The organism is Streptococcus sp. 4155, from assembly GCF_013276695.1.
Classification (GTDB): domain Bacteria; phylum Bacillota; class Bacilli; order Lactobacillales; family Streptococcaceae; genus Streptococcus; species Streptococcus pseudopneumoniae.
Genome location: NZ_VMLM01000046.1, coordinates 34,784 through 46,372, shown reverse-complemented (window position 1 = coordinate 46,372; position 11,589 = coordinate 34,784). Strand labels below are relative to the sequence as shown.

The 11,589-nt window shown below is 44.2% G+C and carries 8 protein-coding genes; all 8 read left to right on the top strand.

Annotated elements, in window-relative coordinates; genetic code table 11:
- Positions 1 to 35: 35 nt before the first annotated feature.
- Positions 36 to 2,189 carry a peptide cleavage/export ABC transporter ComA gene (comA, locus tag HT715_RS06280; protein ID WP_138707118.1) on the top strand — a complete coding sequence of 718 codons (2,154 nt, stop codon included), beginning with the start codon at positions 36 to 38 and terminating at the stop codon, positions 2,187 to 2,189.
- Between the two features lie 12 nt (positions 2,190 to 2,201).
- Positions 2,202 to 3,551 carry a competence pheromone export protein ComB gene (gene comB / locus HT715_RS06275; protein ID WP_138706896.1) on the top strand — a complete coding sequence of 450 codons (1,350 nt, stop codon included), beginning with the start codon at positions 2,202 to 2,204 and terminating at the stop codon, positions 3,549 to 3,551.
- 169 nt (positions 3,552 to 3,720) lie between these two features.
- Positions 3,721 to 4,428, top strand: coding sequence for a phosphoribosylaminoimidazolesuccinocarboxamide synthase (gene purC, locus HT715_RS06270; protein WP_171043134.1), 708 nt, complete (start codon positions 3,721 to 3,723; stop codon positions 4,426 to 4,428).
- Between the two features lies 1 nt (position 4,429).
- Positions 4,430 to 4,573 carry a phosphoribosylaminoimidazolesuccinocarboxamide synthase gene (locus HT715_RS12450; protein WP_078374291.1) on the top strand — a complete coding sequence of 48 codons (144 nt, stop codon included), beginning with the start codon at positions 4,430 to 4,432 and terminating at the stop codon, positions 4,571 to 4,573.
- A gap of 56 nt (positions 4,574 to 4,629) precedes the next feature.
- On the top strand, positions 4,630 to 8,355 hold the full coding sequence (locus HT715_RS06260) for a phosphoribosylformylglycinamidine synthase (protein WP_138706898.1): 3,726 nt from the start codon (positions 4,630 to 4,632) through the stop codon (positions 8,353 to 8,355).
- 92 nt (positions 8,356 to 8,447) lie between these two features.
- Positions 8,448 to 9,890 carry an amidophosphoribosyltransferase gene (purF, locus tag HT715_RS06255; protein WP_023938639.1) on the top strand — a complete coding sequence of 481 codons (1,443 nt, stop codon included), beginning with the start codon at positions 8,448 to 8,450 and terminating at the stop codon, positions 9,888 to 9,890.
- Between the two features lie 38 nt (positions 9,891 to 9,928).
- The gene (gene purM / locus HT715_RS06250; RefSeq protein ID WP_023938637.1) at positions 9,929 to 10,951 is read left to right on the top strand and encodes a phosphoribosylformylglycinamidine cyclo-ligase; all 1,023 of its coding nucleotides are present in this window, start codon (positions 9,929 to 9,931) and stop codon (positions 10,949 to 10,951) included.
- Positions 10,948 to 11,499, top strand: a complete 552-nt coding sequence (gene purN / locus HT715_RS06245; protein ID WP_023938635.1) for a phosphoribosylglycinamide formyltransferase — start codon at positions 10,948 to 10,950, stop codon at positions 11,497 to 11,499. The genes purM and purN overlap by 4 nt, the downstream gene beginning before the upstream one ends.
- Positions 11,500 to 11,589: the final 90 nt, after the last annotated feature.

Here is an 11,589-nt window from a genome sequence, read left to right as displayed (position 1 = left end):
GATTTTCATTGAGTATTAGGAAAAAGGAGATGAAGATGAAATTTGGGAAACGTCACTATCGTCCGCAGGTGGATCAGATGGACTGCGGTGTAGCTTCATTAGCTATGGTTTTTGGCTACTATGGTAGTTATTATTCTTTGGCTCACTTGCGAGAATTGGCTAAGACGACTATGGATGGGACGACGGCTTTGGGCTTGGTCAAGGTGGCAGAGGAAATTGGTTTTGAGACGCGAGCCATTAAGGCGGATATGACGCTCTTTGACTTGCCAGATTTGACTTTTCCTTTTGTTGCCCATGTTCTTAAGGAAGGAAAATTGCTCCACTACTATGTGGTGACTGGGCAGGATAAGGATAGCATTCATATTGCCGATCCAGATCCTGGGGTGAAATTGACCAAACTGCCACGTGAGCGTTTTGCGGAAGAATGGACAGGAGTGACTCTTTTTATGGCACCTAGTCCAGACTACAAGCCTCATAAGGATCAAAAGAATGGTCTGCTCTCTTTTATCCCTATATTAGTGAAGCAGCGTGGCTTGATTGCCAATATCGTTTTGGCAACACTCTTGGTAACCTTGATTAACATTGTGGGTTCTTATTATCTGCAGTCTATCATTGATACCTATGTGCCAGATCAGATGCGTTCGACGCTTGGGATTATTTCTATTGGGCTGGTTATCGTCTATATTCTCCAGCAGATTTTGTCTTACGCTCAGGAGTATCTCTTACTTGTTTTGGGGCAACGCTTGTCGATTGATGTGATTTTGTCCTATATCAAGCATGTTTTTCACTTGCCCATGTCCTTTTTTGCGACACGTCGGACAGGGGAAATCGTTTCTCGTTTTACAGATGCTAACAGTATTATCGATGCGCTGGCTTCGACCATCCTTTCGATTTTCCTAGATGTGTCAACGGTTGTCATTATTTCCCTTGTTTTATTTTCACAAAATACCAATCTCTTTTTCATGACCTTATTGGCGCTGCCTATCTACACAGTGATTATCTTTGCTTTTATGAAGCCGTTTGAAAAGATGAATCGGGACACCATGGAAGCCAATGCGGTTCTGTCTTCTTCTATCATTGAGGACATCAACGGTATTGAGACTATCAAGTCTTTGACCAGTGAAAGTCAGCGTTACCAAAAGATTGACAAAGAATTTGTGGATTATCTGAAGAAATCCTTTACCTATAGTCGGGCAGAGAGTCAGCAAAAGGCTCTGAAAAAAGTTGCCCATCTCTTGCTCAATGTCGGCATTCTCTGGATGGGGGCTATTCTGGTCATGGATGGCAAGATGAGTTTGGGGCAGTTGATTACCTATAATACCTTGCTTGTTTACTTTACCAATCCTTTGGAAAATATCATCAATCTGCAAACCAAGCTTCAGACAGCGCAGGTTGCCAATAACCGTTTAAATGAAGTGTATCTGGTAGCTTCGGAGTTTGAGGAGAAGAAAACAGTTGAGGATTTGAGCTTGATGAAGGGAGAGATGACTTTCAAGCAGGTTTACTATAAGTATGGCTATGGTCGAGATGTCTTGTCGGATATCAATTTGACCATTCTTCAAGGCTCTAAGGTGGCTTTTGTGGGGATTTCAGGGTCAGGTAAGACGACCTTGGCCAAGATGATGGTTAATTTTTACGACCCAAGTCAGGGAGAGATTAGTCTGGGTGGTGTCAATCTCAATCAGATTGATAAAAAAGCCCTGCGCCAGTACATTAACTATCTGCCTCAACAGCCCTATGTCTTTAACGGAACGATTTTGGACAATCTTCTTTTGGGAGCCAAGGAGGGGACGACACAGGAAGACATCTTACGGGCGGTTGAATTGGCAGAGATTCGGGAGGACATTGAGCGCATGCCACTGAATTACCAGACAGAGTTGACTTCGGATGGGGCAGGGATTTCAGGTGGTCAACGGCAGAGAATCGCTCTGGCGCGTGCTCTCTTGACAGATGCACCGGTCTTGATTTTGGATGAAGCGACCAGCAGTTTGGATATTTTGACTGAGAAGCGGATTGTCGATAATCTTATGGCTTTAGACAAGACCTTGATTTTCATCGCCCACCGCTTGACCATTGCTGAGCGGACAGAGAAGGTTGTTGTCTTGGATCAGGGCAAGATTGTTGAAGAAGGAAAGCATGCTGATTTGCTTGCACAGGGTGGCTTTTACGCCCATTTGGTGAATAGCTAGAAAGAGGAGAGGATGAAACCAGAATTTTTAGAAAGTGCGGAGTTTTATAATCGTCGTTACCATAATTTTTCCAGTCGGGTGATTGTCCCCATGTCCCTTCTGCTTGTGTTTTTACTTGGATTTGCAACATTTGCAGAGAAGGAGATGAGTTTGTCTACTAGAGCTACTGTCGAGCCTAGTCGTATCCTTGCAAATATCCAGTCAACTAGCAACAATCGCATTCTTGTCAATCATTTGGAAGAAAATAAGCTGGTTAAAAAGGGAGAGCTGTTAGTTCAATATCAAGAAGGGGCAGAGAGTATCCAAGCGGAGTCCTATGCTAGTCAGTTGGACATGCTCAAGGATCAAAAAAAGCAATTGGAGTATTTGCAAAAGAGCCTGCAAGAAGGGACGGATTACTTTCCAGAGGAGGATAAGTTTGGCTACCAAGCCACCTTTCGCGACTACATCAGTCAAGCAGGCAGTCTTAGGGCTAGTACATCGCAACAAAACGAGACCATCGCGTCCCAGAATGCAGCAACTAGTCAAACCCAAGCTGAAATCGGGAATCTCATCAGTCAAACAGAGGCTAAAATTCGCGATTACCAGACAGCTAAGTCAGCTATGGAAACAGGTGCTTCCTTGGCCAGTCAGAATCTAGCCTACTCTCTCTACCAGTCCTACAAGTCTCAGGGCGAGGAAAATCCGCAAGCTAAGGCTCAGGCTGTTGCGCAGGTTGAAGCGCAGCTTTCTCAGTTAGAATCTAGTCTTGCTACTTACCGTGTCCAGTATGCAGGTTCAGGTACCCAGCAAGCCTATGCGTCAGGTTTAAGCAGTCAATTGGAATCTCTCAAATCCCAACACTTGGCAAAGGTTGGTCAGGAATTGACCCTTCTAGACCAGAAAATCTTGGAAGCAGAGTCAGGCAAGAAGGTTCAGGGAAGTCTTCTAGACAAGGGGAAAATTACGGCGAGTGAGGATGGGGTGCTTCACCTTAATCCTGAGACTAGTGATTCTAGCATGGTTGCAGAGGGGGCTCTACTAGCCCAACTCTATCCATCTTTGGAAAAAGAAGGAAAAGCCAAACTAACAGCTTATCTTAGTTCAAAGGATGTAGGAAGGATCAAGGTCGGTGATTCGGTTCGCTATACGACGACTCATGATGCCAAGAATCAAATTTTCCTAGATTCTACTATTACAAGTATTGATGCGACAGCTACTAAGACTGAAAAAGGGAATTTCTTTAAAATCGAGGCGGAGACTAATCTGACTTCCGAGCAGGCTGAAAAACTTCGTTACGGGGTGGAAGGTCGTCTACAGATGATTACAGGTAAGAAAAGTTACCTACGTTATTATTTGGATCAATTTTTGAACAAAGAGTAATGTTCGTGTTTTTAGAGTTAAATAATTTTAAAACTGTGAGAAAGATTCTTCTTGCAGTTTTTTTCTTTATGATTTTTGAGATACTACCTTATTTATTCGGTTAAAATCTTGTAATTTTAGGTTTTTTATGGTAGAATGTGCTCAAGTAATACGAAAGGCGAACTTTAAAATGTCAAAACAATTGATCTATTCGGGAAAAGCTAAAGATATCTATACAACTGAGGATGAAAATCTTATTATTTCAACTTACAAGGATCAGGCGACTGCTTTCGATGGTGTCAAGAAGGAGCAGATTGCAGGTAAGGGAGTGTTGAATAATCAGATTTCATCTTTTATTTTTGAGAAATTAAATGCGGCTGGTGTGGCGACTCACTTTGTGGAGAAACTTTCAGATACGGAACAACTCAATAAAAAGGTTGAGATTATTCCTTTGGAAGTCGTGCTTCGCAACTATACTGCTGGTTCCTTTTCAAAACGTTTTGGTGTGGATGAGGGAATCGCCTTTGAGACTCCGATTGTTGAATTTTACTACAAAAATGATGATTTGGATGATCCATTTATCAATGACGAGCATGTGAAATTCCTACAGATTGCGGATGACCAACAGATTGCCTACTTGAAGGAAGAAACCCGTCGTATCAATGAACTTTTGAAGGTCTGGTTTGCTGAGATTGGCCTTAAGTTGATTGACTTTAAGCTAGAGTTCGGTTTTGATAAGGATGGTAAGATTATCTTAGCTGATGAATTTTCACCAGATAACTGCCGCTTGTGGGATGCGGATGGCAACCACATGGATAAGGATGTTTTCCGTAGAGGATTGGGAGAACTAACAGACGTTTACGAAGTTGTCTGGGAGAAGTTGCAAGGTTTGAAATAATCTGTTTGCAACGGAAAACCTTCGTCTCTCAACTAAAAGGACTCAGTTTGAAAAGGTTCCCCAGACCTTTTCACTCCGTAGGGGATTGGGAGAACTAACAGACGTTTACGAGATTGTCTGGGAAAAGTTGCAGGAATTGAAATAACAGCCTCAAGGCTGTTTGGGAACATTGCAAGAGCTGAAATAAAGGAATAAGAATTGATGGATAAACGTATTTTTGTTGAAAAAAAGGCTGATTTTCAGGTCAAGTCAGAGAGTTTGGTTAGAGAACTCCAGCATAGCTTGGGACTTTCAAGCTTGAAAAGTATTCGTATTGTGCAAGTGTATGATGTATTTGATTTGTCAGAGGACCTGTTTGCACCTGCAGAGAAACACATTTTCTCTGAGCAGGTGACAGACCATGTTTTGGACGAAGCGGCTGTGCAGGCGGATCTTGCCAACTATGCTTTCTTTGCGATTGAAAGCCTACCAGGGCAGTTTGACCAGCGTGCAGCATCTTCACAGGAAGCCTTGCTTTTACTAGGAAGTTCGAGTGATGTAACGGTTAATACAGCCCAACTTTACTTGGTGAATAAAGATATTGATGCGACTGAGTTGGAAGCGGTCAAGAACTATCTGCTCAACCCAGTTGATTCTCGTTTCAAGAACATCACAACAGGGATTGTCAAGCAGGAATTTTCAGAGTCAGACAAGACCATTCCGAAATTGACTTTCTTTGAAAGCTATACAGCAGAAGACTTTGCTCGCTACAAGGCTGAGCAAGGGATGGCCATGGAAGTGGATGATTTGCTCTTTATCCAAGACTATTTCAAGTCAATGGGGCGCGTGCCAACTGAGACGGAACTCAAGGTTTTGGACACTTACTGGTCTGACCACTGCCGTCACACGACTTTTGAGACTGAGTTAAAGCAGATTGATTTCTCAGCTTCTAAATTCCAAAAACAATTGCAGTCAACTTATGACAAGTATATTGCCATGCGTGATGAGTTGGGACGTACGGAAAAACCACAAACCTTGATGGATATGGCGACTATTTTCGGTCGTTATGAGCGTGCTAATGGACGTTTGGACGACATGGAAGTGTCTGATGAAATCAATGCTTGCTCAGTAGAAATCGAAGTGGACGTTGATGGTGTGAAAGAACCATGGCTCCTCATGTTTAAAAACGAAACCCACAATCACCCAACTGAGATTGAGCCATTTGGTGGGGCTGCTACTTGTATCGGTGGAGCCATTCGTGACCCATTGTCAGGTCGTTCATATGTCTACCAAGCTATGCGTATCTCAGGTGCGGGTGATATTACAGCACCGATTTCGGGAACGCGTGCTGGTAAATTGCCACAACAAGTTATTTCTAAAACAGCGGCTCATGGTTATTCTTCATATGGTAACCAGATTGGACTTGCGACGACCTATGTTCGTGAGTATTTTCACCCAGGCTTTGTAGCTAAACGCATGGAGCTTGGTGCCGTTGTTGGTGCGGCTCCCAAGGGCAATGTTGTCCGTGAAAAACCGGAAGCGGGTGATGTCATTATCCTTCTGGGAGGTAAGACTGGACGTGATGGTGTCGGTGGTGCGACAGGTTCTTCTAAAGTTCAAACAGTTGAGTCTGTAGAGACTGCTGGTGCTGAGGTTCAAAAAGGGAATGCTATCGAAGAACGCAAGATTCAACGCCTTTTCCGTAATGGCAATGTCACTCGTCTTATCAAGAAATCTAATGACTTTGGTGCTGGTGGAGTCTGTGTGGCTATCGGTGAATTGGCAGACGGTCTTGAAATCGACCTTAACAAGGTGCCTCTTAAATACCAAGGCTTGAATGGTACAGAAATTGCCATCTCTGAATCTCAAGAACGGATGGCAGTCGTGGTTCGTCCTGAGGACGTAGATGCCTTTGTTGGAGAATGTAACAAAGAGAATATTGACGCTGTTGTGGTTGCGACAGTGACGGAAAAACCAAATCTAGTCATGCACTGGAATGGTGAGACAATCGTGGACTTGGAACGTCGTTTCCTTGACACCAATGGTGTGCGCGTGGTCGTCGATGCTAAGGTTGTGGACAAGGATGTCAAACTCCCAGAAGAACGTCAAACATCTGCTGAAACCCTTGAAGCGGATACTCTTGAAGTCTTGTCTGATCTCAACCATGCGAGTCAAAAAGGATTACAGACTATCTTTGACTGTTCTGTCGGTCGTTCAACGGTCAATCACCCACTTGGTGGTCGCTACCAACTCACACCAACTGAGGCTTCTGTACAAAAATTGCCAGTTCAACATGGAGTAACTCATACTGCGTCAGTCATGGCTCAAGGTTTCAACCCATATGTAGCTGAATGGTCTCCATATCACGGTGCTGCCTATGCGGTGATCGAAGCAACTGCTCGTTTGGTGGCTGCTGGTGCCAACTGGTCTCAGGCTCGTTTCTCTTACCAAGAGTACTTCGAGCGCATGGATAAACAAGCAGAGCGTTTTGGTCAGCCAGTAGCAGCTCTCCTAGGATCTATCGAGGCACAAATTCAGCTTGGTTTGCCATCTATCGGTGGTAAGGACTCTATGTCTGGTACTTTTGAAGAATTGACAGTGCCACCAACCTTGGTAGCCTTTGGAGTGACGACGGCAGATAGCCGTAAGGTGCTTTCGCCAGAATTTAAAGCTGTTGGGGAAAATATCTACTACATCCCAGGTCAAGCCCTCTCTGCAGAGATTGATTTTGACTTGATTAAGAAAAATTTTACTCAGTTTGAAGCCATCCAAGCTGACCATAAAGTGACATCTGCATCAGCTGTCAAATACGGTGGTGTAGTTGAAAGTTTGGCACTTGCTACTTTTGGAAGTCATATCGGTGCAGAGGTAACCTTGCCTGAACTAGAAACGGCTTTGACAGCACAATTAGGTGGATTTGTCTTTACTTCTCCTGAAGAAATTGCTGGATTAGAGAAGATTGGACAAACGAAAGCAGCCTTTACACTGACTGTCAACGGTGTGAAGCTAGATGGACACAAGCTTGACAGTGCTTTCCAAGGCAAATTGGAAGAAGTTTACCCAACAGAGTTTGCCCAAGCTAAAGAACTAGCTGAAGTACCAGCTGTGGTATCAGATGTTGTGATTAAAGCCAAAGAAAAGGTTGAAAAACCTGTGGTTTACATCCCAGTCTTCCCAGGAACCAACTCAGAATATGACTCAGCCAAGGCCTTTGAGAAAGAAGGTGCAGAGGTAAACTTGCTGCCATTTGTGACCTTGAATGAAGAGGCTATTGTCAAGTCAGTTGAAACTATGGTTGACAACATCGGCAAGGCAAACATTCTCTTCTTTGCAGGTGGATTCTCAGCTGCGGACGAGCCAGATGGATCCGCTAAGTTTATTGTCAACATCCTGCTCAATGAAAAAGTCCGTGTGGCTATTGACAGCTTTATTGCCCGTGGTGGCTTGATTATCGGTATCTGTAATGGATTCCAGGCCTTGGTCAAATCAGGTCTTCTTCCATACGGGAACTTCGAAGAGGCCAGCAGTACTAGCCCAACCCTCTTCTACAATGATGCCAACCAACACGTGGCCAAGATGGTGGAAACTCGCATTGCCAATACTAACTCACCATGGCTTGCTGGAGTGGAAGTTGGTGAGATTCATGCCATTCCTGTTTCGCACGGTGAAGGGAAGTTTGTCGTGACAGCTGAGGAATTTGCAGAGCTCCGTGACAATGGTCAAATCTTTAGCCAATATGTTGACTTTGACGGCAAACCAAGTATGGACTCTAAGTACAATCCGAATGGTTCTGTCCATGCCATCGAAGGAATTACCAGCAAGAACGGCCAAATCATCGGTAAGATGGGCCACTCAGAACGTTATGAGGAAGGTCTTTTCCAAAATATCCCAGGAAATAAAGACCAGCACCTGTTCGCGTCAGCGGTTAAATACTTTACTGGAAAATAAGACTTGCAGATTTTCTAATAGATAGTATCAATAATGTAAAAGTCATGTAGATCTAGGTCATGATGATTACAAATGAAAATTAGGTATAAAAAATGACATACGAAGTAAAATCTCTTAATGAAGAATGTGGTGTTTTCGGTATTTGGGGACATCCAGATGCTGCTAAGTTGACCTATTTTGGACTCCACAGTCTTCAACACCGTGGTCAGGAGGGGGCAGGAATCCTCTCCAATGATCAAGGACAACTGAAGCGCCATCGTGACATGGGGCTTTTATCAGAAGTTTTCAGAAATCCAGCCAATTTGGATAAATTGACAGGAGCTGGTGCGATTGGGCATGTGCGTTATGCGACTGCTGGCGAAGCTTCTGTTGATAACATCCAACCCTTCCTCTTCCGTTTTCACGATATGCAGTTTGGTTTGGCTCATAATGGAAATCTGACCAATGCAGCCTCTCTCAAGAAAGAACTGGAACAAAGAGGAGCAATTTTCAGCGCGACTTCGGACTCTGAAATCTTGGCTCACCTCATTCGTCGCAGTCACAATCCTAGTCTGATGGGCAAAATCAAGGAGGCGCTCAGCCTAGTTAAAGGTGGTTTTGCCTATATCTTGCTATTTGAAGATAAGTTGATTGCGGCTCTTGATCCCAATGGTTTCCGTCCGCTTTCTATCGGGAAAATGGCCAACGGAGCGGTGGTGGTTTCCTCTGAAACCTGTGCTTTTGAGGTTATTGGTGCTGAATGGATTCGTGATTTGAAGCCAGGTGAGATTGTGATCATTGATGACAAGGGCATCCAGTATGATAGCTATACGGATGATACTCAGTTAGCAATCTGTTCTATGGAGTATATCTATTTTGCCCGCCCTGATTCTAACATTCATGGTGTCAATGTTCATACGGCACGTAAACGTATGGGTGCTCAATTGGCGCGTGAATTCAAGCATGAGGCGGATATAGTGGTCGGTGTGCCCAATTCTTCCCTCAGCGCAGCCATGGGATTTGCGGAAGAATCTGGTTTGCCAAATGAAATGGGCCTCATCAAGAACCAATACACCCAACGTACCTTTATCCAACCGACTCAAGAATTGCGGGAGCAAGGGGTGCGGATGAAATTGTCTGCAGTTTCTGGTGTTGTCAAAGGCAAGCGTGTGGTTATGATTGATGACTCTATTGTACGTGGAACAACTTCTCGTCGTATCGTTCAGCTTTTGAAAGAAGCAGGTGCGACTGAAGTTCACGTTGCTATTGGCAGTCCAGCGCTAGCTTATCCATGCTTCTACGGGATTGATATCCAGACCCGTCAGGAGCTGATTGCGGCTAATCATACGATTGAAGAAACTCGCAAAATCATTGGAGCTGACAGCCTGACTTACCTCTCTGTTGAGGGGTTGATTGATTCGATTGGGATTGAAACGGATGCGCCAAATGGTGGTCTCTGTGTCGCTTACTTTGACGGTGACTACCCAACACCTCTCTATGACTACGAAGAAGACTATCGTAGAAGTTTGGAAGAAAAGACCAGTTTTTACAAGTGAGTTACTGAGATTCTCCATAAAAGAAAAGGAATAAAGAAATGGCAAATAAAAATGCGTACGCTCAATCTGGTGTGGATGTTGAAGCGGGTTATGAAGTTGTTGAACGGATTAAAAAGCACGTGGCTCGTACGGAGCGTGCAGGTGTCATTGGAGCTCTTGGTGGCTTTGGTGGCATGTTTGATCTTTCAAAAACAGGTGTCAAAGAGCCCGTATTGATCTCAGGGACGGATGGTGTCGGAACCAAGCTCATGCTGGCTATCAAGTACGACAAGCACGATACTATCGGTCAGGACTGTGTGGCCATGTGTGTCAACGATATCATCGCTGCAGGTGCGGAACCCCTCTATTTTCTCGACTATGTGGCGACAGGTAAGAATGAACCAGCTAAGCTAGAGCAAGTCGTTGCTGGTGTGGCAGAAGGTTGTGTGCAGGCTGGTGCTGCCCTCATCGGTGGGGAAACGGCTGAAATGCCGGGCATGTACGGCGAAGATGACTACGACTTGGCTGGATTTGCGGTTGGTGTGGCTGAAAAATCTCAAATCATTGACGGTTCAAAGGTGGCAAAAGGTGATGTTCTTCTCGGACTCGCTTCAAGTGGGATTCACTCAAATGGTTACTCTCTCGTCCGTCGTGTCTTTGCAGACTACACAGGTGAGGAAGTCCTGCCAGAATTGGAAGGCAAGCAACTCAAGGAAGTTTTGCTTGAGCCGACTCGTATCTATGTCAAGTCTGTTTTGCCACTCATCAAGGAAGAGTTGGTCAACGGCATTGCCCATATCACAGGTGGTGGCTTTATTGAGAATGTCCCTCGTATGTTTGCAGCTGATTTAGCAGCTGAGATTGAGGAAGACAAGGTTCCAGTGCTTCCAATTTTCAAAGCCCTTGAAAAATACGGTGAAATCAAACATGAAGAAATGTTTGAAATCTTCAATATGGGGGTAGGGCTCATACTGGCAGTTAGCCCTGAAAATGTAACTCGTATCAAGGAATTGTTGAATGAACCAGTCTATGAAATTGGTCGTATCGTCAAGAAAGAAAACGAAAGTGTCATCATCAAATGAAAAAAATAGCAGTTTTTGCCTCTGGTAATGGCTCAAATTTTCAGGTGATAGCGGAACAATTTCCAGTAGAGTTTGTCTTTTCAGACCATCGTGACGCCTATGTGCTCGAACGTGCAGACAAGCTTGGTGTCCTATCCTACGCTTTTGAACTCAAGGAGTTTGAGAACAAGGCAGACTACGAAGCGGCCCTTGTCGAACTCTTGGAAGAGCACCAGATTGACTTGGTTTGTCTAGCAGGCTACATGAAAATTGTTGGGCCAACCTTATTGGCAGCCTATGAAGGCCGAATCATCAACATTCATCCAGCCTACCTGCCAGAATTTCCAGGAGCTCATGGGATTGAGGACGCTTGGAATGCTGGTGTTGCTGAGAGTGGCGTGACCATTCACTGGGTGGACTCAGGTGTAGATACAGGGAAGATTATCAAACAAGTGCGTGTGCCACGGCTGGCTGATGATACCATAGAAAGCTTTGAAGCTCGCATCCATGAGGCAGAGTACAAGTTGTATCCGGAAGTGTTGGATAGTTTGAAATTAAGGAGAAAGTAAATTTTGAATAATAAAGTTATTAAGACTTTACTAGATAAAGTTAAAGAATTTGAATATTTTTTTAATGAGTATGAAAAACAATTTTACCCT